The organism is Rhodococcus sp. UYP9 (assembly GCF_040547235.1).
GTDB lineage: Bacteria > Actinomycetota > Actinomycetes > Mycobacteriales > Mycobacteriaceae > Rhodococcoides.
The window spans coordinates 1,026,232-1,051,474 of the sequence record NZ_JBEPPH010000001.1 but is presented as its reverse complement, the minus strand read 5'-3'; the positions used below and the strand labels follow the sequence as shown (position 1 = coordinate 1,051,474).

The window sequence follows — 25,243 nt, the reverse complement described above, 5'->3', positions numbered from 1 at the left end:
TTTCCAATGGACAGGTAGCTTGGTGAGTTGATGGCAAACCATGAGATCGATGCCGAACGAGTGACAGACAGCTCTGGGGCGGATATGACCGTGTCGCAGCTGCGTGAGTGGCTGCGCAACTGGGTCGCCGACGCAACGGGGCAGCCGGTGGCTCAGATTTCCGACGATCGGCCGATGGAAGAGTTCGGTCTCGCCTCTCGCGATGCCGTCGCACTCAGCGGTGATATCGAGGAACTCATGGGTGTCACGTTGACCGCTACGGTCGCGTACCAGCATCCGACGATCGCGTCGCTGGCCACCCGCATCATCGAGGGTGAACCCGATGTTCCCGACGAGGCCGCCGACGACGCGTATTACCTGCAGGGCAACGGGCCCGGTTCCTCGCACGACATCGCCATCGTCGGCGTCTCGACGCGTTTCCCGGGTGCAGGGCACACGCCCGAAGAGATGTGGACGATGCTCAGTGAGGGCCGCGACGGCATCACCGACCTCCCCGAGGGGCGGTGGCAGGAGTTCACCTCCGATCCGGTCATCAAGGCAGCTGTCGACGCGACCGTCACCAAAGGCGGCTACCTCGATGACGTCAAGACGTTCGACGCGGAGTTCTTCGCGATGTCGCCCAACGAGGTCGTCAATGTCGATCCACAGCAGCGGCTGGCGCTGGAGCTCACCTGGGAAGCCCTCGAGCATGCCCGTATCCCGGCCAGTTCCGTCAAGGGCTCGCAGGTCGGCGTCTTCATCGGTAGCTCGTCCAACGACTACCAGTTGCTCGCCGTCAGCGATCCGGCAGTTCACCCGTACGCATTGACCGGTACCTCGACGGCCATCGTCGCGAACCGAGTGTCGTACTTCTACGACTTCCGCGGACCGTCCATCGCGGTGGACACCGCGTGCTCGTCCGCGCTCGTGGCTGTACACCAGGCCGTTCGCAGTTTGCGCGACGGCGAATCCGATCTTGCTGTCGCCGGTGGCGTCAACATGTTGCTGGCACCGCCGATCACCGTCGGCTTCGGCCAGACGGGCGTTCTGGCGCCGGACGGCAAGATCAAGGCCTTCTCCTCCGACGCCAACGGCATGATTCGATCCGAGGGTGGCGGTCTCGTCGTTCTCAAGCGGGTCGAGGACGCCGAGCGCGACGGTGACGACATTCTTGCGGTCATCGCCGGTTCGGCGATCAATTCGGACGGTCGCTCCAACGGGCTTCTCGCGCCGAGCCCCGACGCCCAGGCGGACGCTCTTCGCTTCGCCTATCGTGATGCCGGCATCAACCCGTCCGGTGTCGACTACATCGAGGCGCACGGCACCGGCACCATTCTCGGCGATCCCATCGAAGCGGATGCGCTCGGACGCGTCGTCGGCCGGGGTCGTAGCGAGGACAAGCCTGTGCTGCTCGGTTCGGCGAAGACGAACTTCGGACACCTCGAATCCGCTGCGGGTGCAGCAGGTTTGATCAAGGTTGTCCTAGCGCTACAGCACAACCGGTTGCCTGCGTCGTTGAACTACGCGGGCCCCAACCCCTACATCGACTTCGACAAGGCGCATCTGAAGGTCGTGTCCGAGGGAGCCGAGTGGCCGAGATACACCGGCAAGGCCGTCGCCGGTATCTCCGGTTTCGGCTTCGGCGGCACCAACGCGCACGTCGTGGTGACGGAATACGTCAAGGCCGTTCCCGAAGCTCTCGGCACGGAAGATGTACCGGTAGAAGCTGATACGCGCCTCCTGGTATCGGACGTCGAGACGACGGATCCCGTTGCCGAAGCCGAGCAGATTCTCGAGGAGTCCGTTCCGCAGACCGTCGTGCTGGCAGTCTCGGCCGCACTGCCCTCCAGGCGTAAGCGTGCAGCCTCGGAACTGGCCGACTGGCTCGAGACCGAAGCCGGCAGCACCACCCCGCTCGCCGATGTCGGACGGGCACTCGCCAAACGGAACCACGGTCGTTCTCGTGCAGTCGTTCTCGCGTCGACGCACGCAGAAGCCATCACCGGATTGCGTGCCATCGCGTCCGGGAAGCCAGGGCAGGGCGTGTTCTCCGCGGATTCGCCTGCGTCCAATGGGGCAGTCTGGGTGTTCTCCGGGTTCGGCTCACAGCATCGCAAGATGGCAAATGCGCTGTACCGCAACAACACCACGTTCGCCGCTGCGGTCGACGAGGTCGACGAACTGCTGCTCGACGAGGCCGGTTACTCCATCAAGGAGATCATTCTCGACGATTCACAGAACTACGAGTTCGAGAACTCGCAGGTCGCCATCTTCGTCATTCAGGTTGCTTTGGCGGCAACGCTGCGTGCCCATGGCGCCGAACCTTCTGCCGTCATCGGACATTCGATGGGTGAGGTCGCTGCGGCATACGTCGTGGGCGGGCTGAACCTCGAAGATGCGGTTCGCATCATCTACGCGCGCTCACGACTGCTCGCGGAAGGCCAGGAAGGTCTCGGTGCGGCCTCGCAGGGCGCAATGGCACTCGTGGAATACACGCCGGAAGAGGTCACTGCGCTCACCGACCAGTTCCCCGACGTCGAGCCATGCGTCTATGCGGCTCCGACACATACGACGGTCGGCGGACCACGCGGACAGGTCGAGGCACTCGTCGAGATGGCCGAGGCCGCTGGCAAGATGGCCCGCATACTCGATGTGAAGGGTGCAGGCCACACCGCTGCGGTCGACCCTCTCCTCGGTGAACTGGCCGCAGAGTTGGCAGGCATCGAGCCCGGAAAACTTCGTGCCGGTGTCTACTCCTCGGTCGACAAGCAGGCGCACTATCGCGCCGGCCACGAGCCGATCCACGGTGTGGAGTACTGGACCAAGGGCATGCGAAACCCCGTCTACTTCACGCAGGCAGTCAACGTCGCTGTCGGCGACGGTCACACCACGTTCGTCGAGTTGGCTCCCAATCCTGTCGCGCTGATGTCGATCGCGGCGACGGCATGGGCTGCCGGAGTTGCCGATTCGACGTTGATCCCGACGCTCAAGCGCAAGGAAGACGAGTCGGAGACGTTGCTCGCAGCGCTCGCACAACTGTACGTCCACGGTCACGCACTCGACGTGACGACGCTGTTCGACGATGGCGACTACGCGGCCATCCCGCGTACGTCCTACCTGCGTAAAGAGTTCTGGCTCGACTCGCGTGTCAACTCGAGCGGCAACTCCCATGTTCCCGGTTCCCGGGTTGCGCTGCCGGACGGTCGGCACGTATGGGAGGTGCAGGCCTCGGCTCTCGGAAGTTTCGACGAACTGGTGAAGGCAGCAGCCTCGCAAGTTCTTTCGAGCGTCGAACTCGGATACTCGGTGTCACACGCGGCAGTCCCCAAAGCAGGAACCGTCGTCACGACAGTGACCTCACACCTCGGTGGCGCGTCCGTTCAGGTGCACGCCCATCAGGGATCTGCGTTCACTCTGCTGCACGAGGCCGTCGTCACTTCCGGGGATCCGTTGCCGGAACCCGTTGTGACTGTGGCGCAGTCGTCTACCTCGCCGATGGAAGAGTTGCCGGAGGTCGTCGAGACGTTCGGTGATCGCTGGGACGCGAACGGTAGCCAGAAGCTCGAAGACCGGTTGGCGATCATCGTCGCCGAGTCGATGGGTTATGCCCCCGAGGACCTTCCACCGGAGGTGCCGCTGATCGAACTCGGGCTCGACTCGCTGAGTGCGGTGCGTATCAAGAACCGCGTCGAATACGAATTCGACATACCCACCGTGCAATTGCAGGCTGTGCGCGATGCCAACCTGCTCGAGGTCGAGAAGTACCTGCGTTACGCGCTGGAGAATCGTGAAGAGGTCGCGGCGCTCGCCGAGCAACAGGCCGCGGAGAAGGAGGCCGAGGCTCGTGACTCGGTCTCCCCGGCCGCGCCCGTCGAATCTGCTCCCGACACGATCCCTGCTGTAGCGCAGACCGATTCGATGTCGGACCTGGGCGGCAAAGAAGGGTTCGCCGAGGCTGCAGGCTCCGACGTTCCGCCCCGCGACAACGCCGAGCGGATGACGTTCGCGACGTGGGCAGTGGTGACGAAGGAGTCCGCCAAGGGCATCTTCAACACGTTGCCGATCCTCGACGACGAGGTGGCCGAAAAGCTGGCGGCCCGATTGACCGAGCGGGCCGGCGGCGAAGTCACCTTCGACGACGTCCTCGACTCGGAGACCATCGAGCAGCTGGCCGAGAAGGTGCGCCCACACCTCGAGGGCGGCGAAATCGACGGAGTGGTACGCAATTTGCGCGCCCGCCCCGAAGGTTCCACGGCCACACCGGTGTTCGCATTCCACTCGGCGGGCAGCTCCACGGTCGCCTACGAGCCGCTGCTCCGGAAGCTTCCCGCGGGTACCCCGATGTACGGACTCGAACGCGTCGAAGGCCCGATCTCCGTGCGTGCCGCAGAATATGTGCCGCTCATCCGTGCAATCCAGCCGGAAGGTCCCTACGTATTCGTCGGATGGTCGCTCGGCGGCATCCTTGCGTACGAAGTTGCCAGGCAAATGGAAGAACAGGGCATCGAGGTGGCCTACGTCGGTCTGCTCGACACGGTGATGCCAGGATCGGAAATTCCGGACACTCGCGCCGAGGTGCGCAAGCGCTGGGAGCGGTACGCGGCATTCGCCAAGAAGACCTACGACGTCGACTACCCGATCCCGTACGACAAGCTGGTAGAGGCCGACGACGAAGGCCAGATCCGCATCATCACCGATCTCGTCAAGCTCAGCGGTGCGAAGATCCCCGGTGGCATCATCGAGCATCAACGCACTTCCTGGCTGGACAACCGTGCCATCCAGACAGCAGAACTGAAGCCGTACAGCGGACCCGTGACGCTGTACATGGCCGACAAGTACCACGACGATGCCATTGCGTTGGAGCCCGCCTACGCCACCCGTGAAGCCCACGGTGGGTGGGGGCCGACGGTTGTGAAGAACCTCGAGATCGTCGAGATCGGAGGCGATCACCTTGCGATCGTCGACGAGCCGTACATTGGCAGAATTGCGGCACACATGACGAAGAAGCTCGAAGAAATCGAGTCAGGAGCTAAGCCTTGAGTGGTACCACCGCCGAAAAGTTGGCCGATCTGCGTGCCAACCTCGAACTCGCCAAGGAGCCGGCAGGTGAGATAGGTATCGCCAAGCGGGCAAAGAAGGGCATCCCGAGCGCTCGACAACGCGTGGACTCGCTACTGGACCCGGGCAGCTTCATCGAGATCGGTGCACTGGTCAAGGCTCCGAACGATCCCACCGCGCTGTACAGCGACGGCGTGGTCACCGGGCACGGCACCATCGACGGGCGACCGGTTGCCGTGTTCTCCCACGATCAGACCGTCTTCGGCGGCACCGTCGGCGAGATGTTCGGCCGCAAGGTTGCGGGCATCATGGACTTCGCGATCAAGGTCGGTTGCCCGGTCATCGGAATCAACGACTCCGGCGGCGCGCGCGTGCAGGATGCCGTCACCTCTCTCGCGTGGTACGCCGAGCTCGGCCGTCGGCACGAGCCGTTGTCCGGCATGTGCCCGCAGGTATCGATCATCCTCGGCAAGTGTGCAGGCGGCGCCGTCTACGCACCCATCAACACCGATGTCGTCGTCGCCACCGAAGAGGCGTACATGTTCGTCACCGGGCCGGACGTCATCAAGTCCGTCACCGGAGAGGATGTCAGCCTCGACGAACTCGGAAGTGCACGCAAGCAGGCCGAATACGGCAACGTCCACCACGTTGCCGTGGACGAAGAAGCAGCTTTCGCCTGGGTACGGAACTACCTGAGCTACATGCCGTCGAGCTGCCAGGAAGACCCGCCCGTAGTCAATCCGGGTATCGAGCCCGAGATCACCGAGTCGGACCTGTTACTGGACAAGGTCATGCCCGACGCCGACAACGCCGGCTACGACATGCACGACATCATCCTTCGCATGTTCGACGACGGCGAATTCCACGAGATGTCCACGGGCATCGCACCGAACGTCATCACCGGACTCACCCGCGTCGACGGCAAATCGGTCGGCGTCGTCGCCAATCAGCCGATGTTCCTGTCCGGAGCACTCGACGCCGACGGCTCGGACAAAGCAGCACGCTTCATCCGGATTTGCGACGCATACAACATCCCGCTCGTCTTCATCGTCGACACCCCAGGCTTCCTGCCCGGCGTCGACCAGGAGAAAGTCGGCGTCATCAAGCGCGGCGGACGATTCCTGTTCTCCTACATCGAAGCATCGGTTCCCAAGGTCACCGTCGTGGTTCGCAAAGCCTACGGTGGTGGCTACGCAGTCATGGGCTGCAAGCAATTGGGTGCGGACATCAACTTCGCCTGGCCCACCGGCCGTATCGCCGTCATGGGCGCAGAGGGTGCCGTCAACATCATCGGCCGCAAACAACTCGCCGCGGCAGGAGACAACGCCCCGGCAGTGCGAGCGCAGCTCATCAACTTCTACAACGAGCACGTCGCAACGCCATGGGTCGCAGCCGAACGCGGTTACATCGATGCCGTCATCGAACCGTCCCAGACGCGCCTCGAACTACGCAAAGCACTCAAGTTGCTCGAGAACAAAGAGGTGTTCAAGAATCCGCGGAAGCATCATCTGCTTCCTATCTAATTTTTTCGCTGGGTCGCTCCGCACTTTCGCTTGAATGGTCCATTCATACGATCAGTTAGCTTGGGTGCGCCATTCATGCTTGGGCGGTGTGCACGGGTGGGCGCGGGCGGGTGCGGTTGTGGTGTCCGCACTTTCGCTTGAATGGTCCATTCATACGATCAGTTAGCTTGGGTGCGCCATTCATACTTGGGCGATGTGCACAGGTGGCCGCGGGCGGGCAAGTGCACGGGCGTAGCCGGCGCGAAGGTCGTCCAGTACCCCTGACGGATCGTCTCTGATCTGCTTCGGCAGGTGCGCCACCACGATGATTCCGATTCTTTCCATGTCCGCTCGACGTCTCAGAGTCTTGGCATGGTCGGCTGGGCTCAGATGATGGGCGAACGAGTCTATCTGCCAACCGAACCCGACAGAATCTATCCAGCCGTCGGGTCGTCCGAGGATTCTGCCGTCGGCGTCGAGGATGTCGCGGTTGTGGACCATTTTCGGAAGGCCAGAGGTGACGTAGAGCCTCTGAGCCTGAACCTCGGCAACGGAATGCGCATCGTCGGCGAGCTCGCTCGCCGCTGCCCAACCGACAGCGCCGTGACGTCGGGGGCCCTCCCTGAGTTCGCGGACTATCTCGTCGAGATCGGCCGCACCGCGTTGTACAGCTTCCGCGAACAGGCGAGTGCAGGCGCCGGTATTTCGCAGTGCACGCGCGCTGTCGACGAGCGCACGCGGTAGCGGCGCCACGGCCAAGCGACCACGATGCAGTGGTTTCGGTAGTCGGTGAGTCCGCTCGACACGTACGAACGACGACGATGCTCGACGCATGGTCGCCGGAACGAGGATGTGGACGTCGCCGCCGACACGGTCGAAGCCGTGCTGCATGACGGCGGTTCCGCCGGTGAGCATGCTCTGTTCGCCGCCGTACAGCAAGGCGGCAGATTGTTGTTGTAGAAGCGTGGGACTGCCGTTGTGCAACAGGATGATTCCCGGCAGTATCCGACGCCATTTGCCGCCGTCGGAAGTTCGCAGAGTAATGGACCCGTCCGACACTCCGCATTGTCGAAGTGCCCGACGGGTGATGACGCCATTGAGTGATGCGCCGTCCAGGATGTATCGGTTCGTTGCCCAGCTACCGCGTTTCATGGAGGGAAGCTTGCAGGCTTCGCGACAGTCGAACGCCCTACGACCAGGGCAGGCCGGAAGCGTGTTGACGCGGGGCTCGACTGTGGACAACTCTGCGAAATTGCCGAGGCTAGGCGTCGGAATGTCAGTGCCATGCGCTATATGGGCCGGCGCGACACCGCCCTGATGTTCGGGCAACCGCCGTCGCGCATTGCTTGAATGGCGCCCCGAAGCTATCTGATCGTATGAGTGGACCATTGAAGCGGGTGGTGGGGCCCGACTCGAACCGGCCCAATAGCCGTCGCGCATTGCTTGAATGGTGCCCCGAAGTTATCTGATCGTATGAGTGGACCATTGAAGCGGGCGGGAGAAGCCCCACCCACCCCAACGGTGAAACCTACTTGTCGAACACCCGCAGATTCCCGGGAGTCCAGAGGCCCGACCTGGTGACCTCGGAGGTGTCGATGGTCGGTGGGACTGCCTGTGGGTAGTACTGGTCGTAGCGTTCGAGGGAGCCCCAGTCGCGGGCCCAGTCGCGGTCCAGGTAGGTGGGAACGGTGACGGGCTTGGCGAGGAGTTCGGCCCAGCCGAGGGGGCCGCCGTTGTCCCCGGACTGCCAGGTGTCGGTGGAGCTGACGGCCAGTGCGCGGTCGGGGAGGATGCGGTAGTTCGGTACTTCGGCGACGCCGTATCGGTGGTCGAAGGGGCGCTGGCATGGGAATTGGAGTCCGACGGCCCAGTCGAGGAGGACGGGTTGTTCGCTGCCGATGAGGCTGTTGAGCGTTTCGAGCTGCGGTACTCGCGGCGGGGTGAACGCGAACCATTGGTCGCCGGTGAGGTTGGGGTCGTTGGCCACGATGCGTACGGCGTCGGCGCCTTCGGGTAGGTCCGCGATGGGGATGCGGAGGTTGCGCCACGACGGTGCGGGTCCGATGTCGCGGGGCAGGTAGGTGCCTTGGACGTCGATCGTTCCGTCGGGTTGGCGCGCGCCGTACTCCACGAGGAGGGACTGCCCGTAGGTCAGTGCGCCGGTGTCGTCGAACGACAGGATGCGTCCGGCGGCGGAGATGACGATCAGTGGTGCGGTGTCGGACCTTTCGGGGAGTGCGTACCAGCTCGACGTCGCCGACGCGGGTTCCTGGATTCCGGGTTGGTAGGAGCCGAGGACCGGGGTGGTGGCGGGGTCGAGTCCGAAGGGGAGTGCGGCGGTGGATCCGTTGATGCCGCGGGCGCCGATGCCGCCTCCGGTTCCGGAGCTCTGGCCCTCTTCGAAGGCCGGTCCGACGCTCTGCTGGTCGGTATTGCCTTGTCCTGGTTTGACTTCCACGGCGTCGGCGCTGAGGTCGGTGGGAATGCCGTTGGCAGTGAAGTTGGAGGGGTCTTCGCCACCGAGGGGGCCGGTTTCGGGGTCGAAGCCGGCGGGGATCGGGTCGAGGACTCCGGCGTTGGGATCCGATTCGACGAGAACGTCGGTGGCCAAACCGCAACTTTTTCCGGTCAGTGATTCGATATTGGATCGCGCCAGTGAGTATGCGGGGTACTGCGATACGGCTCCCTTGACGAGGGAGAGTACTTCGAAGAGAACCATGAGTCCGGCGACGACGGTGAGCGGCGCTGCGGCGAATTTCTTGATGCGTCTGCCGCGTTCGCTGGTGGCTCGTGGTTGCGGTGGCGCGTATCCCTCCCTGAGGTACTGCCAGGCGGCGAGAGCCAAGGCGAGCGCGAACAGGACGAGGAACAGTGTTCCGGATTCGTTGCCGGCGAGGGACACGGTCTTGTCGAACCATGGGACGCCGTAGCTCGAGACGTACCAGTAACCGTTGATGCCCGAGAATGCCAGTGCGAGAACGAACATCAGCCCGGCGAGGAAGATCGTGCGATTTCTTCGCGATCGGAGTGCGCTTGCCGAGATTGCGACGGCTGTCAGCGCCGCGAGGCTACCGGCGATGCCCGCGTAGGAACCGAAGTGGTGTGTCCACTTGGTCGGGTTGAACATCATGAAGAAGATGGTTCCGAATACGACTCCGATGAGGCGCCATGCGGGTCCATTGGCGATGCCGGGGACGCGTCGACGTCGCAGCAGGATGAACAGTGTCGAGAACAGGCACAGCAGCATCACCAGGAACGCGAATCGGCGTGCGACGGAACCGTCTACGGTCTGAACGAACAGGTAGTAGTAGCGCAGGAAGTCCTGGTACCACGCCTCGCTCGGGCCGATGGCTGTGCGGACTCGGGTGGATTCGATGACGGTGGCGAAGGTCTGGTCGGCGAAGACGACGACGAGAACGAGGAATCCTGCTGCCGCCAGTGGCGCGACGAGTGCCAACGTACCGACTTGGCGATGACGTCGAACGACGATGCGAGCCATGGGCCGTGCGCCTGCCAACAGTGCAGCGACACACATCAATCCGGTAGGTGCGGCAGCGAGTGTGAATGCGCCGATCAAGAAGGCGGCGGCCGCGGGTAGCAGTCGTCCGGTTGCGATGGAGCGTTCGATCGAGCACCAGGTGAGCAGCGCACCGACGGCGACGATCGGCTCCGGGCGCAGTCCGTTGTTGTACGGCAACCAGAACGCGAGGAACACCAGACCACCGGTCCACAGTGCGACGTTCGATTTGCGTACCGCGCGACCCAGGCGCGGAACGACCTCGCGGCTGATGACCATCCAGCACAGGATTCCGGCGATCAATGCGGGTAGGCGGATCCAGGGGCTGGCCGTGGACACCTTGGCGAACAGTGCGAGGACGTCGTAGTACCAGCCGAACGGCGCCTCGGGGACGCCGAACCACCGGAAGTAGTTGGCCATGTAGCCGGACTTCTCGGCCGCACGGGCCATGGTCAGCAGGTAGCCGTCGTCGGAGGTATTTGCTCCGACGAAGTGCCAGCCGATCAAGACTCCGATGACCGTGACGTCGATGCCGGTGAACTTCCACCAGTTCGACGGGAAGAAGCGGCGGTGACCGCGGCCGTCGATGCCGTCGAGTCGCCCGAGCGCGCCCACGGCGAGGATGGTGCAGACGACCGCCAGGATCATCGCGAGCAGTTTGAGAATCGTCGGGCTGGAGGAGAACCGCGAGTCGACGTCGATCGTCGCCGACAGTCCTGCAGGGGCGGCGCCGGAGAGGTCGGTGAAGATTCCGACGACCTGGGGACGTAAGTCGCCGTCGAGACGTCCGGAGCGCGGATTGCCCTGCTTGTCGGACAGGCCGGTGAACTCGGCCGTCGTCGAGTCGATGTTCGAGGTGATCTCGATGGAGCCACATGCGGCGCCCTGGACGTCCGCACGAGGTGCTGTGGCGACGACGACGTTGCGGTCCAAGACGTCGACGGACGTCTCGCTGACACGCACGAAGAGGCTGTTGAGCGCTGCCCCCTCACCTTGCGGCGGTGCGGTAGCCAGCAGGAGGCCACCCGACGGCGGTAGCTGTGCGACGGCGCTGCACGGGATGCTCGCGGTGAAGGCGATGGGAGCCTGTGACACGAGCGGCGCGTCGATGTCCTGCAGAGAACCGGCCTCGGGCCAGTTGATCGTCGAGGTGGTCTGCACGACCGGAAGAAATGGGGTCAGGACCGCGAGAAATGCGCCGAGCAGCCCGGTGATGATGGCAACCAGGCGCGTGGTGCGCACCTGGGATCGAAGATCGACAGCAGAGCCCTTCCTCGGTGAGGCGGAGGGCACGGCGGAAGAATCTGTCACGGCGTCGGGCACGGTTGACGATGGTATGCGAGCGCTATCGGTTCACCACATTCGCATGGTGAAAGAACCGGGAAGATACCCGTTTCATTCGACCCTGATCGGACCCTCCGACTCCCATCCGCTGCGTGTCACGGTCTCGACAGTCAGCTCTGCGGGCGTGGCGGACGGATCGAGTGGGCTGAACCGTTCGAGTGAACCCCAGTCGCGGTCGAGGTCGTCGCGCAGATAGGTCGGGACGACTTCGGCGGAGAGTACGAGTTGTTGCCAGCCGAGCGGGCCTCCACCGAAAGCGTCCATGACGGGACTGTGCGCGGCCGCACCGCTGCGATCCGGCAGTATCCGGTACTCGGGGAGTTCTGCGACGCCGTCTTTGTGGTCGAACGGGCGTTGGCACGGGAATCCGAGTGCGACGGTCCAGTCGAGCATCACCGGTGTTTCGGACCCGATGACGTCGACGAGCGGGACTGTGCGCGGTATGCGCGGGGGTGTCACGGCGAGCCATTGGTCGGAGGAGATGTCGGAGTCGGTCGCGACGAGTCGGACCCGATCGGCATTCTCGGGAATCTCGGACAAGGGCACGCGGAGATTGCGCCATGACGGCTGCGGTCCGACGTCGATCGGAGTGACTCGACCGAGAACCTGATCGCCGGCGGCATACTCCACTTCGAGAGGCTGGCCGGATGCGACGATGCCGTCGGAGTCGACGGATCTGATTCGGCCGGCTGCGCTGATGGCAAGGAAATCGCCGTCGGGCACCGCGGGGAGTGAGAACCACTCGGTGGTGAGGGTTGCGGGCTCCGATGTGTCCGCGCCGTAGCTGCCGAGGATGGGAGTGCGCGAGGGGTCCAGACCGAAAGGCAGTGCGACGGAGCTTCCGTTGATGCCGGTGCCCTCGGTTGTGCCGCCTTCGGTGCCTGACGATCCGGAGGAGTTCGACGTCGGCTGATCGGTTGTCGTGTCGTCGCTGAACCCGCGTGTGCTCTCTTGCGATACGTCTTCTTCATCGGCGGTGAGGTCGGTCGGGACACCGTCGGGTGCGAAGCCCGAGGTGCCCTCACCTGCGAGGGAATCTGCGAGGGTGGAACCGATCGGCGTCAGCATCGCCTCATTGGGATCCTGTTCCACCAGTACGTCGTTGGCCAGGCTGCAGGAATTTCCGGCCAGTGCGTTCAGGTTCGAGCGCGCTACCGAGTAGGCCGGATACTGTGCGACTGCACCTTTGACGAACGACGCGAGTTCGAACAGCACGATGAAGGCGGACATGACCGTCAGCGCGGAGACTCCGAAGCGCGCGGACCTGGCAGTGGCACGGTAGGGCGCGCGTAAATGCTGCCATCCGGCGTACAACAGTGCGAGAACTGTCAGTCCGAGGAAAATGGTCGAGAAGCCTTTTCCGAGGATCATCGGAGGCTTGTCGAACCACGGGATGCCGTAACTCGAGACGTACCACCAGCCGTTGGAACCGGTGAACGCGAGGGCCGTCAGAAACAGCACGGCTGCGGTGAACAGAGTCCGGTTTCGTGGGTTGTCGCGTGTGGCCGATGCTACGGCGATCGCTGCAACGGCGGCGAGTGACGCGGCCAGACCGGCGTACACACCGAAGTGGTGGGTCCACTTGGTCGGGGTGAACATCATGAGAGCCAGCGCGCCGATCACGATGCCGACGATCCGACGCGAGGGCCCTAGTGCCACACCGGGAATGCGGCCGTTTCGACGCAGCATCACCACGATCGTGGTGATGACGCACAAGATCATCGCGAAGACAGCGAATCTTCGTGCGAGTGAACCGTCCGGTGTGATCTCCATGAGCGAGTCCCAGCGGGTGCGCTCTTCGAACCACGGAACGTTCGGGCCCACAGCGGCACGTGCCCGCGTTGCTTCGAGGACCGTCGAGAGGGTTTGGTCGGCGAAGATCGCGGCGACGATTACTACACCCGACGCGAGGATCGGTAGCAGCACCGGGAACCAGCCGACCTGACGAGCACGCGAGATGAGAACGCGGACGAGCGGTCTGCCTCCGGCCAGCAGGGCCGCGACGCAGATGAGTCCAGTGGGTCCGGCAGCGAGCGAGAACGCTGCGATGAGCACGGCGACGGCTGCGGGAAGCAACCTGCCCGTCGCGATGGCACGTTCGATCGAGCACCAGGTCAACAGGGCGCCGAGGGCAATGACGGGCTCGGGGCGAAGACCGTTGTCGTATGGGAGCCAGAACGCCAGAAAAACGAGACCAGCGGTCCAGATCGCGACCTTGTCGGAGCGCACTGCGCGACCGAGGCGCGGAATCACCTCGCGGCTGATGACTGCCCAACACAGCAGCCCGGCGATCAGCGCAGGCAGTCGCATCCACGGACTGGCCGTGGACACCTTGGCGAATGCAGCGAGCATGTCGTAGTACGGCATGCCGAACGGAGCCTCTGGGACACCGAACCAGCGATAGTAGTTGGCCATGTAGCCGGCGTGTTCGGACACTCGCGCCATCGTGAGCAGGTAGCCGTCGTCCGAGGTATTGGCGCCGATGAAATGCCAGACCAGCAGCACTCCGGCGACCACCCCGTCGACGACCGTGATGCGCAACCAATGCGAGGGGAAGAAACGGCGTCCGCGGCGCCCGTCCCGCAGGTCCAGTCGGTGCAGCGCGATCAGCGAGATGATCGTGAAGACGACTGCGGCGGCCATCGCGAGTTTTTTGAGAAGCGTTGGGGTGGAGGAGAATCGCGAGTCGATCTGGATATCGACACTCAAATCGGCAGGCGCAGTCCCCTGCAATTCAGTGAAGACGCCGACGGTCTGCGGGCGCACGTCGCCGTCGATCTCGCCTGTTGCATCGGTGCCCGGTGCCGACGCGGTGGACCCAGTGTTCGTCGAGCTGATGTCGACCGACGAGCAGGACGCCAGCTGGGCGTTGGTGAGAGTGAGCAGGACGCGCTCGCGCAGCACGGCCTGCATGCCGCCTTCGGTGCGGGTGACGACGAGTCCGACGCCTTGCGCGTCTGGGGCGCTGGGCGCGGTGGTGGAGAGAACGAGTGTGCCGGGCGGTGCGTTCTCGATCACGGCGCATGGAATCGACGCATCCAAAGACAGCGGTGTGTAGGAAATCAACGGTGCTTCGACGGAGGTCAGCGTCCCGTTCTGCGGCCAGCTGATCGACGCCGAATCCTGGGTGACCGGCAACAGCGGTGTCAGGACCGCCGCGAGCACGGCGATCACGCCGGCGACGACGGCAACGACTCCGGCGGAGATGCGTGGCGACGATTTCCGAGAAGTCGGGTTCGGTGCGGTGGCTGCGGCGGTGGACACGATTGCCCATGCTATTGCACCATCACACCGCCACTGGTTTCGTGCAGGTCAGGGTGTGAGCGCACGCACGTCCCAGACCCATACCCCACCGTGGAACTGGGCTTGGGTGCCCAGGAGAGTATCGACGGTCGCACGCAATGCCCTGTTGTTCTTTCCCGGCGGAAGCACGACTACGTCGGCGTTCCAGTAGTCCAGATCTTCGATGGCCTGTTTCTTCTGCTCGGCGGTGATGTCAGGGACCGTGCCGGAGTTCTGTACCGAACCCAGCAGAAGTGCGGTCCTTCGGTCGACGGCACCGTATTTCGCCTTCTTGTCCACGTGCTCGCTCGGTCCGACGAAGTAGCCCGCGGCCAGCGGGAAGCCCATCCCGGCGTCGATCTGCCACAGCAGCGGACGGGCGTCCTCGGGTCGAGGTAGCGGGACGGTGACGATCGAACCGCCGTCGAGGTAGTCCCGCCATTCGCCGTCGGCGAAGAATGCCGGCGTCGGGGTTCTCTCCACCGCCTGCAACGGCATCGGGAACAACGGGACGAGAGCGAGCGCCAACGCGATCGACCACAGGCCCGGTAGGGGGCGAAGTCCGCGTCCGAATGCCTTGTCGGTGGCCAATACCAGGATCAGCGCGAGTGCGGGCACCGCGCCGAGGACGAATCGAGTTTCCAACACGGATTCGACGAGCGGGGCCTCCGCGAACCACTTCCACGGAAGTTCGATTCCGGTGTCGTTCTTGCCGATGTACAGCGAGGTTCCGAGTGAAAGGACGCCCATGACGATCGTGGTCGCGGCAGCTGCTCGCACTCGGGCGTCGCGCCACATCCACACCGTCGCGCCGAGACACAGTACGAGCAACGGCCAACCGAGATAGGCGTTCTCCTCGGTGGCATTGATGCGCACGTCCTGGCCTGGCGTCACCTTTCCGCCGATGGACTGCGTCGGGAACTGGAAGAGGGCTTTGGCGTCGTTGCCCATGTTGCCGTGCTCGATGAACGAGTAACTTTGCGGACCGAAGAACTGCCACCACAGCGGAACAGCAACGAGTGCGACGGCGATGACGGCTGCGACCGGCAGGCTCTTGGCCGCGTTGGCGACCGCCGACACGATGCTTCGAGGGTTGCCGAGGTAGAAAACGGCGACGAAGATTCCGAACGAGATCGCGAAGATCAGCAATGGTTCTTCGCCGAGCAAGATCTGCAGCGCAACGACGAGTCCGAGGGCGATCGTCCGCTTTGCCGTCGGGCCGTCGTGCGCGATGCGGATGACCATCGAGGCAATCACCGGCAGCAGGAACAGGACGACGAAGTTCGGATGACCGTTGGCGTGCGAGACCATGGCAGGGGCGAAGCCGCAGAGTGCACCGCCCAAGGCGGATGCGCCGCGCGATGCGCCCAATCTGCGCGCAAACAACCAATACCAGGCATAGGCCGTACCGGCGAGACCGACGGTGAGCCCGATCGTCCAGGTCACCGTCGGGCCGAACAACAAAGTGATCGGCGCCAATGGGATCGACAAACCGAACATCGCGGTGTTCGCCATCATGTTGACGCCCGCGGGGTAATTCTGCAGATCACTCCACAGCGGGTTGTCGAGATGGGCGACCGAGTGCGCGGCGACGGAGAGGAACCACTCCCACATGGCCTGATCCTGGCCACTGTTGTAGAGGTATCCATTGCTGAGGTTGCGCCATTGCCCCTGCATGACGAACAGTGCGAGGACCGCGAACAACGAGGCAGAAGCCACGTCGGCGCGGTCCACGCGCGAGATCAGCACAGTGCGCACACGCGTCGAGATCGACCCGCGTTTCGACGCGGGGGCAGTCTGCGGCTGCTCGAGCACGGTCCGATCGGTGTTTGTCATCGCGCTGCACGTTACGTGAACGTTATGTGATTCTTCTAGGTGTTGCGGGTGACCAGGGCAAACGGACCGATGTCGGTGACGGTGAATCGTTGATCCTCGAACAACGATTCGTCGAAAGTGACGGTGTAGCGGCGCACGTTCGGATCGTTCGGGTACACGTCCTCGGCCAATCGCAGGGTGTAACCCTCTGCCCCGCGTCGGAACAGGAACGCATCCGGCGCGGCCCATGCACTTCCGTCCATGGCCGCGAGCAGTTCGTCCGGAGTCTCGAGCGTCGCCCAGTCGGCGATAGCTGCAGCGCGCTCGTCGAACTGGGCGAGCGGATTCGCATAGTGCGAGGTCAGGCCTTGGAACCCGAAGTACGAGTAGTAGCTCAGGAACGACGTGTCGGCGGTCAACACGATGGTCTCGTCCCGGGGCCTGCCGATCTGCTCGCGGATGGCGGCGTCGATGTCGCTGTAGTACGACACCGCGCTCGGCGGACGCTTGTCGGCGCGCACGCCGTCACCGTCGGTATCGGAGTAGGCGACGGTGATCTCGGTCTGCAGGATCTGCGGAATGCTCTGTGCGAATGCCATTGCCCCGACGGCCGCGATCACGACAGCGGCAATCTTGAACCGTGACGGTTCGTTGATCGCCTGGTAGATCGCTTTGGTTCCTTCGAGGAAGCCGAAAACGCCTGCTGCGCCCAGTAATACGATCAGTACGGCTTCGAGCCGGAACGACAGTAGCGTCGTGCCCGCGACAGTGGCAGCCATCGACAGAAGCGTCCACAGATAGACCGCGACGACGCCGATGCCCAACGCCTGGGCGCGACGCGAAGACGCGACCCGCACAGCGAGCCACACCGTCCCCGCGAAGCACAGCGCACCGACCAACGAGAACTCCAACATCGGAAACGGCAGTGTCGCACCGGCCTCCGGGAGGTAGTGCAAAGCGGTTCCCGACGTCGACGGAGTCCCGGTCAGAGCGTCCACCAAATACGGGAGCCACACGGTCAGCGCAACGAGACCGGAGATAGCCGCGATGGCGAAGAGCCGGACGGCAATAGGAATCGCCGCGCGCCAGCTCTTCTGGGCCCTGATACCCAAGATCGTCGATACGACGGCCATCAGCGTGACCGCGAACGCAGCCAGACCCAGATAGAGGGTGTAGAAAGTGGCGGCCAGGCCGAGGAACAGGCCCGTGCCCACGACCGCTCCCCATCCCCAGGAGCCCGTACCCCCCGACCGCTGGGGTTCGGTCGCACCCTCCGACCGCTGGGGCTCGGTCGCACCCTCCGACCGCTTCAATGGTCCATTCATACGATCAGATGGCTTGAGCGCGCCATTCAAGCGCCCGCTGACACCGGAAGCCACCGGTCTGTTCAGCGCACCCCAGGCCAACAGGAGTGCCGGCGCGATCAGCAGGGCGATGACCGCGCTGTATGCCTCGGGAGATGCATAGGCGACGACCAGTGCAGTTGTCACTGCGCTGACGGCCACGGCCCAGTCGACCCGCACGAGTGCTTTCCATAACGTGAATGCCAGCACCGCAGTGACGGCGAGGAATCCGATTGCGAACGGCTTGAACACTTCCCAGCCATCCATGCCGAGCAGGTTTCCGACGCGTCCGCCCAGCCAGAACCATCCCGCGGGGTAGAAGGGCGGGATGTCCGCGTACGTCATGTCGCGGAGTGCGGCCGAGTCGGTGAGCCGCGTCAGGTATTCGGTCCGGAACTCCTGGTCGACGGAGACGCCGAACAAGTACAGCTTGGTTGCGGCCAGCGGCATTCCGAGAGTGATCGTCACGAATCCGGACAGCCCGACCCATGTCAGCGACTTCGCCAACCATTCGAGTTTTCCTCGACGGTAGAGCACGATGGCCACTGCGAACGAGATGGCGCAGGCGAACTGGCCGAGAGTCGTCACGGCGCGAGTGACGTTGGACGAGTTGAATGCCGGCCACTCGACGAGTGAGAAGGCATACAACCCGACCGTCGCAACAATTGTTGCGACGAGAGCGGCCAGTACGCCTTCGAAGGCCGTGCCGAGCGCTCGTCTCATCTAGATGGGGAGCTTGCGGAAGATCGGCCGCGGGACGTGCCGCAGAACCATCATCACCAGACGCCACGGCGCCGGCGTCCAGATGATTTCCTTGCCCTTCTGCGAAGCGTTCACCGCGAGCTTGGCGATGACCTCCTTGTCGACGGTCATCGGCGCTTCCTTGACGTGCGCGCTGAACTTGGTGCGCACCATTCCCGGCCGAACGACCGTGACGCGAGGACCGAACTCGCGCAACGCTTCTCCGAGTCCGAGGTAGAAGCCGTCGAGTCCGGCCTTGGTGGAGCCGTAGACGAAGTTGGACCGGCGAACCCGCTCACCCGCCACCGAGGACATGACGATGATGCGGCCGTACGCCTGTGCTTTCATCTTCTCGCCCAGCAGTACACCGACCGAAACCGATGCCGTGTAGTTGATGTTCGCGGCGAGCACTGCCTTGCGCTGGTCCTGCCACAGTTCCTCGGCGTCGAAATCCACCGCGAATGCGACGATTGCGACGTCGACATCGCCCTTGGACCAGGCTTCGTCGATGACCTTCGGGTGTGACGCAGTGTCGAGCGCATCGAAATCGATGACGTCCACGGACTTTGCGCCCTTGGCGGTCAGCTGCGCTACGGCACTGTCACGAAGGGGGTCGTTCGGCAATGCGGCGAGAATGACGCGCGCCGGTGACTTCGACAGGTACTCCTCGGTGATCGCGAGGCCGATCTCGCTTGTTCCGCCGAGCACGAGAATGGTCTGCGGGTTACCCACAGCGTCGATCGTCACAACAATTCCAACCTTCTGGCCATATCGGAGGCGAAAACGCCTGTGGGGTCGACGGATCGGCGGACCTTGATCCACTCGTCGATCCGGGGGTACATCGCATGGAAGGTCTCGGCACTAGTGCGTGAGTCCTTCGCTGTGTAGAGGCGTCCGCCGAATTCGAGGACGCGCTTGTCGAGTTCTCGAACGAACTCGCCCAAGCCTGCCTTGATCGGGAAATCGACGCAGATGTTCCAGCCTGGTATCGGGAAGCTCAGTGGCGCTTTGTTTCCCGGGCCGAACAGCTTGAAGACGTTCAGGAAGGAGTAGTGCCCCGACTTCTGGATGTCGACGATGATCTTCTTGAATTCATCGACAGCCTCCGGCGGCACCACGAACTGGTACTGCAGGAACCCGTTCGAACCATAAGCACGATTCCACTCGCCGAACATGTCGAGTGGGTGGTAGAACGCCGTGAGGTTCTGAACCTTATTCCGGTAGTTGCCTGCCTTGAGGTACCAGGCCTGGCCGACCGCGCCGAGCGTGAACTTGTTGGCCAGCCCGTTGGGGAACACGTCGGGGAACGTCAGTAGCGGCTTCGCGTTGAATCGAAGCGGATCCTTCTGCAATTTCTCGGGCAGCTGGTCGAGCCTCGCCAAGGACCCGCGCGACACGGCGGCACGACCGAGCTTCGGCGGGGCGGCGATGGCGTCGAACCATGCGCTCGAGTAGTCGTAATTGTTCTCACTGCCATCGCTGTGCAGGGCGATGGTTTCGTCGAGGTTCCGGGTGACGTCACCGTCGGCGATGAAGTATGCCGTCTCCGTCGGCGTCATCTCGATGGTCGCACGCAGGATGATCCCGGTGAGGCCGTTGCCGCCGACAGTGGCCCAGAACAGCTTGGCGTTCTTGCCGGACGGGGTCAGGTGCCGGATCTCGCCGTCAGCGGTGAGGAGCTCCATCGAGCGCACATGGTTGCCGAAGCTACCGGCACTGTGATGGTTCTTACCGTGGATATCGGTGCCGATGGCGCCACCGATGGTGACCTGACGCGTCCCGGGCAACACCGGAACCCACAGGCCGAAGGGCAGTGCTGCGCGCATCAGCTGGTCGAGACTGACGCCGCCGTCCACGTCGACGATGCGAGTTCCAGCGTCGATGCTGTGGATGCCGTTGAGCGCCGTCATGTCGATGACGAGGCCGCCCGAGTTCTGCGCATTGTCGCCGTACGAGCGGCCCAGACCACGCGCAATGACGCCGCGGCGCAGGTGAGAGGGCTTGCTGTCGTTTTGCTCTGCGACTTGTTTAACTGCGCTCGCGATGAGCTCCAGGTCGGAAGTCGAGAGCACCTCACCGGTGGACGGCGACGTGCGGCCCCATCCGGAAAGTGTGCGGGTCTGCGTGGGTAGCGGCGCAGTGTTCCCGGCCTGTGGCTCCAGGGGGAAGAGTGCGTCGTCGGCTGTCGTGGACATCGGTCTAGAGGGTACTCGGTCATCTGGGTCGCTTCGCAGGCTGCGCTCTTGTCAATGAGACAGCTAGTGTCAATGATCGTGCCCGCACCCGACGACTGGTCAGCCGAAGACGAAGAACTCCAGCATCACGTTCCTCTTCCCGTCGAGCTGCCGCTGACCGAGAACATCGCCGACGAGGCCTTGGACCTGAAGACCCAGGTCATCCGCTTCTTGGCGACGGGGGTGCTGTCGGCGATCTTCGACTTCTCCATCACCATCGCTTTGCAGTACGGCCTCGACTTCCAACTGTCGATCGCCAAAGCCGTCGGATTCATCGTGGGTACGACGGTGGCTTACCTGATCAATCGGCGTTGGACGTTCCGCGCTGCACCTTCTCGCGCTCGATTCATTGCGGTGGTCGCGCTCTACGCCGCCACCTTCGGGGTGCAGAACGCCCTGTACACCGTCTTCGGGCATATTTGGCCGGAGACGATCTTGTACAGCGCCGCGGCGTTCGTCATCGCTCAGGGAACCGCGACGGTCATCAACTTCATCGTTCAGCGCACCGTGATCTTCAAGATCCGCTGATCGTCTGCGCTCAGTTCGTGTAGGTCGGCAGGTATGCGGCGTCGATGGCCTGCGCGAGTGAGGGTGCAGCTTTGTCTTTGTCGGAGAGTTGGTACTCGAGCGGGGAGCCGTTGCGAGCGAGGGTGGGCCAGTCGATCGCCAGATCGGTATCGAGCGGATTCATGTCGCGATCCAAAGCCGGGGTGTACTCGATCGAGCACAGGTACATCACCGTCGAACCGTCTTCGAGCGACAAGATCGCGTGCCCGAGGCCTTCCGGGAGATACACCGCACGACGGTCGACGTCGTCGATCAGCACGCTGTCCCACGTCCCGAATGTCGGCGACCCGACCCGCAGATCGACGATCACATCCAGAAACGCACCCTTGGTGCAGGTGACGTATTTCGCCTGGCCGGGAGGGGTGTCGGTGAAGTGGATACCGCGCAGCACCCCGGCGGCCGAGACCGAGCAGTTCGCCTGCGCCAACTCCAACGGCCGCCCGACGGCCTGTTCGAAGTCCGAAGATTTGAACCATTCGAAGAACACGCCGCGATCGTCACCGAACTGACGCGGGGTGAATTCGAAGGCACCGGGGATTTTCAATTCACGAAAGCTCATCTGCAGATCCTCTACTTGCCGCGATCGACGAGGTCGAGCAGGTATTGCCCGTACCCGGATTTGACGAGCTTGGTTGCCCGTTCCCGCAGCTGATCGTCGGTGATGAATCCGCGACGCCACGATACTTCTTCCGGTGAACCAATTTTCAGGCCCTGCCGTTGCTCGATGGTGCGCACATAATTGGAAGCATCGAGTAGCGAATCGAAGGTGCCGGTATCGAGCCATGCCGTCCCTCTGGGCAGGACTTCCACGGCGAGACGCCCGGCGTCGAGGTAGTGCCGGTTGACGTCGGTGATCTCGTATTCCCCCCGCGCCGACGGCTGAAGATCGCGGGCGATGGCGAGCACGTCGTTGTCGTAGAAGTACAGGCCGGGGACGGAGAAGTTCGACTTCGGGACCTTCGGCTTCTCTTCCAACGAGATCGCCTTGCCGGCGGAGTCGAATTCGATGACGCCGTAGGCGCTGGGATCTTTCACCTCGTACGCGAAGACTGCTGCGCCGTCGATGTCACCGAATCGGCCGAGTTGCGATCCCAGTCCGGGGCCGTAGAAGATGTTGTCGCCGAGCACCAAAGCGGCACTGTCGGAGCCGATGTGCTCCGCTCCGAGGACGAACGCTTGAGCGAGCCCGTTCGGCTCGTGCTGGACCTTGTAGGTCAGGTTGATGCCGAACTGGGAGCCGTCGCCGAGCAGACGTTGGAACTGCTGCGAATCCTGTTCGGTGGTGATGATCAGAATGTCGCGGATATTGGCCAAGATCAGCGTCGAGAGCGGGTAGTAGATCATCGGCTTGTCGTACACCGGCACCAACTGCTTGCTGATGCCCATCGTGATCGGATGAAGACGCGACCCGGTACCGCCCGCCAGAACAATTCCACGCATATTCGGAAGTCTCGCAGATCAAGAAGGTAATCGCGCGTCCGCGGTCACTGCCATTCGATGCGAAACGGCTGTTCCTCGGTCTGTAGTGGCCAATTTCCCGGCCAATCGACGCGAGGGTCTGCGCGAAGCTCGCGCACCTCGGCGGGTATGGGTTTTGCGTCGAGTTCTATGCGGTCCCAGGTGGTGTCTTTCACTGAAACTCGTCGAGCGAACTCACGCAGCTCCGGTGACGCATGTGTCGATTCGGCGAGGCGCGCAAGGAACTTTGCCGTGACGGTGTGACGCGCGGTCGACGAGCCGATGGTGACACTGTCTGCGTGCCGACGTGCCGCATCGAGCCGACTCAGCGAGTCGAGTATGCGATCTCGAGCAGCACTCATGGCTGTATCTTCGGTCATGCGTCCTGCCAGGGTGCTGTGCCTTCTCCGACGGAGAACCGCTCGTCGGGAGTGAAGATCACTGGGGTGATGTCGGCGGTCTTTCCGGTGTCGACTGCGGTTTGTCCTTTGTCGAGGAAGTCGGTCAGAGGGGTCAGATGCTGTTCGATGCTCCGGCCGATCTGACCGGTGGGATCGGTGATCGCTGCCAGGAACCGCCCGAAGTCGTCGACCACTTCCTCGATCTTGCGGACGAGGTCCATGGTCAGATCCATAGCTTGCCAGCATATTTCGATTATTCTTTCGATCTGCCAGGCAGTTCCGAAGATAGGGATCTTCTTGGCCATGACTTTGATCGCCCCTCGCCCTGAACCGACGTCTACTTCTGCTTCGAGTAGTTCGACGATCTTGGCGATCACTGTTCTGACGGCATCTCGTATCTTCTCGGCGATGGCCTCTGCAATAGCACTGACGGTGCGGCCACACGGACCCTCCCAGTGCATTGCAGCCACTTGACGCCCCGCGTAGTCCGAAAAAGACTGTGCTGCAAGCCCGTCCCAGTATTCGTCGACCCGCCGCACCCCCGCTTCCAGTGACGATGCCGCTGCCTCCATCGCGTTACCGGCTATCTCGAATGCCTGCCCGAGTCGACGGATTTCGTTCCAATTGCCGGTGACCGGAATGGTCGCGTCGTTCAGTGGGCTCCAACCCGACAGTTCGAAGATGGTGCGGTCGATTTCACCGAGCCATCCGGCGGCTTCGTCGATCGTTTCGCGGATATCGTCGACGGCTGGGTTCGGAGCTGGATATTCAATCCCGTCAGGTGACCCGTATTCGGCTGCGGAAAGGTACTCTCCGACGTTGCCTACAGCCGGAGTCTCGGATGTACCCGGTTGTGTGAGTGGAAACGGAAGCAGATCGGTGTGCGCATTGAGTGCGTCGTAGTTCTTCTGATCTTGATCGTCGTACAGCCACGCTGCCTTCTGCAGTTCGTTGCCGATATAGCGGCAATTGGCAGCGAGGTGGACATGGCGGCCGCGCGTGTACTCCTGGTAGTTCGTTATGAACGGTGCCAAACGTTGCAAAATCTGTCCGGGGATGGTGCCGCTGAGGCCTGCATGTTCGCCGATATAGCGATGGCTCGCCAAGGTGCCGTGACCGATACGGTCTGCCAGCCTTCCGAGGCCGGCAATTTCGGACGGATAAGTTCTGAGTTTCTCATGTTCCATTGCCAACTCCGTCCTTCGAGTCGGTCCGACGAATTGTGGAAATAACCTGGTCGGCCACCGAATGGTCGAGCGCGCCCTCGACGTCTTGATGGAGTTCAATCATGAACACTGCGACTGGGGCCGTGGCGTATGCGGTCATTGCCACGACGTCGAAGATCGCTTCGGTAGGGTCGCAGAGTTGTCGCTGGTGAATTCCAGTGACCGAAACCGTGTATCTCACTGCACGTTGCCCTGCGACTTCGACCTCGGTGGGCTCCGCGAACGCGACAACTGGTGGGGGCGCGGTGGTGTCACCAAAAATTATCTCTGCGCCGCGCGCAGCGTCGAGTGCTGCGGCATAAACATCCATACCGTTGCGACCCGTCATTCCGGATTCGGCCAATGTCGATCCGTCTGACTCCGGGCAGTATTTGTAGCCGAAGTCACCAATGGCCCCATAGGTCACAGACTCATCTCCAGTGGTCCAAGTCACATACCCACCCGAGAAATTTCGCCAGTCCGCAGGAATGTCGTAGGTCAATCCGAACTTGGTGTCGATGGGCTGAGGCTGCCCGTCGGGCACTTCGATCTTGGGAGGCGGCCGTTCCATCGACGGAAAACCCGGTGGAAGGGGAGGCGCGGTGGTCTTCGCAGCTGTCCCCGGCGGAGGCGTCGCGGCCATAATGCCCTCGTATCGCTCCGGTACCTCCGGTGCGATTTTCGGCAGTCCCCACAGCAACGCGTTGAAGGCGACCAGGCTTACTGCCAGTCCTAGAAGTTTTTTGCGTAGCCCCATGGCACTCCCCCCGAAGTCGCCGAAACGCTAACACGACGCA

Annotated in this window: 15 protein-coding genes; 3 read left to right on the top strand and 12 right to left on the bottom strand. The window is 63.0% G+C overall.

Annotation, left to right across the window (positions count from 1 at the left end; translation table 11 throughout):
• Nucleotides 1–84 precede the first annotated feature (84 nt).
• Nucleotides 85–5,019 carry a polyketide synthase Pks13 gene (gene pks13 / locus ABIB36_RS04875; RefSeq protein WP_354560634.1) on the top strand — a complete coding sequence of 1,645 codons (4,935 nt, stop codon included), beginning with the start codon at nt 85–87 and terminating at the stop codon, nt 5,017–5,019.
• Nucleotides 5,016–6,560 carry an acyl-CoA carboxylase subunit beta gene (locus ABIB36_RS04870; protein WP_084348135.1) on the top strand — a complete coding sequence of 515 codons (1,545 nt, stop codon included), beginning with the start codon at nt 5,016–5,018 and terminating at the stop codon, nt 6,558–6,560. The genes pks13 and ABIB36_RS04870 overlap by 4 nt, the downstream gene beginning before the upstream one ends.
• Before the next feature lie 180 nt (nt 6,561–6,740).
• Here ABIB36_RS04870 and ABIB36_RS04865 read toward each other — a convergent pair whose 3' ends face one another.
• The 7 genes from ABIB36_RS04865 to dprE1 all read right to left on the bottom strand — a co-directional run bounded on the left by ABIB36_RS04865 (nt 6,741) and on the right by dprE1 (nt 20,776).
• Nucleotides 6,741–7,691: a hypothetical protein gene (locus ABIB36_RS04865; RefSeq protein WP_354560503.1), complete on the bottom strand. Its 951-nt coding sequence runs from the start codon at nt 7,689–7,691 to the stop codon at nt 6,741–6,743.
• A 376-nt stretch (nt 7,692–8,067) separates the two neighbouring features.
• Entirely contained in the window at nt 8,068–11,379 is a 3,312-nt protein-coding gene (locus ABIB36_RS04860) for an arabinosyltransferase domain-containing protein (RefSeq protein WP_354560505.1), read from the bottom strand.
• A 72-nt stretch (nt 11,380–11,451) separates the two neighbouring features.
• Nucleotides 11,452–14,664 (bottom strand): arabinosyltransferase domain-containing protein, encoded by a 3,213-nt coding sequence (locus tag ABIB36_RS04855; RefSeq protein ID WP_354560507.1) that lies wholly within the window; start codon nt 14,662–14,664, stop codon nt 11,452–11,454.
• 48 nt (nt 14,665–14,712) lie between these two features.
• Entirely contained in the window at nt 14,713–16,518 is a 1,806-nt protein-coding gene (locus ABIB36_RS04850) for a glycosyl transferase (protein WP_354560509.1), read from the bottom strand.
• 35 nt (nt 16,519–16,553) lie between these two features.
• Nucleotides 16,554–18,563, bottom strand: coding sequence for a galactan 5-O-arabinofuranosyltransferase (locus tag ABIB36_RS04845; RefSeq protein WP_354560511.1), 2,010 nt, complete (start codon nt 18,561–18,563; stop codon nt 16,554–16,556).
• The gene (dprE2, locus tag ABIB36_RS04840) at nt 18,564–19,328 is read right to left on the bottom strand and encodes a decaprenylphospho-beta-D-erythro-pentofuranosid-2-ulose 2-reductase (protein ID WP_084348130.1); all 765 of its coding nucleotides are present in this window, start codon (nt 19,326–19,328) and stop codon (nt 18,564–18,566) included.
• Nucleotides 19,325–20,776, bottom strand: coding sequence for a decaprenylphosphoryl-beta-D-ribose oxidase (dprE1, locus tag ABIB36_RS04835; RefSeq protein WP_084348129.1), 1,452 nt, complete (start codon nt 20,774–20,776; stop codon nt 19,325–19,327). The genes dprE2 and dprE1 overlap by 4 nt, the downstream gene beginning before the upstream one ends.
• 72 nt (nt 20,777–20,848) lie before the next feature.
• On the opposite strand from dprE1, the gene ABIB36_RS04830 reads away from it, so the two are divergent.
• Nucleotides 20,849–21,343 (top strand): GtrA family protein, encoded by a 495-nt coding sequence (locus ABIB36_RS04830; protein WP_084348128.1) that lies wholly within the window; start codon nt 20,849–20,851, stop codon nt 21,341–21,343.
• 10 nt (nt 21,344–21,353) lie between these two features.
• Here ABIB36_RS04830 and ABIB36_RS04825 read toward each other — a convergent pair whose 3' ends face one another.
• From ABIB36_RS04825 to ABIB36_RS04805, 5 genes are read right to left on the bottom strand one after another with little or no spacing between them, the layout of a single operon-like run.
• Nucleotides 21,354–21,941 carry a dTDP-4-dehydrorhamnose 3,5-epimerase family protein gene (locus ABIB36_RS04825; protein ID WP_354560514.1) on the bottom strand — a complete coding sequence of 196 codons (588 nt, stop codon included), beginning with the start codon at nt 21,939–21,941 and terminating at the stop codon, nt 21,354–21,356.
• Nucleotides 21,942–21,952: 11 nt separating this feature from the next.
• Entirely contained in the window at nt 21,953–22,822 is an 870-nt protein-coding gene (gene rfbA / locus ABIB36_RS04820; RefSeq protein ID WP_354560516.1) for a glucose-1-phosphate thymidylyltransferase RfbA, read from the bottom strand.
• 44 nt (nt 22,823–22,866) lie between these two features.
• On the bottom strand, nt 22,867–23,220 hold the full coding sequence (locus ABIB36_RS04815) for a hypothetical protein (RefSeq protein WP_084348360.1): 354 nt from the start codon (nt 23,218–23,220) through the stop codon (nt 22,867–22,869).
• A complete protein-coding gene (locus ABIB36_RS04810; RefSeq protein WP_354560519.1) occupies nt 23,217–24,428 on the bottom strand; it encodes a WXG100 family type VII secretion target in 1,212 nt (403 codons plus the stop codon). The genes ABIB36_RS04815 and ABIB36_RS04810 overlap by 4 nt, the downstream gene beginning before the upstream one ends.
• Entirely contained in the window at nt 24,418–25,203 is a 786-nt protein-coding gene (locus ABIB36_RS04805; protein ID WP_354560521.1) for a DUF8017 domain-containing protein, read from the bottom strand. Before ABIB36_RS04805 ends, ABIB36_RS04810 begins: the two co-directional genes overlap by 11 nt.
• Nucleotides 25,204–25,243: the final 40 nt, after the last annotated feature.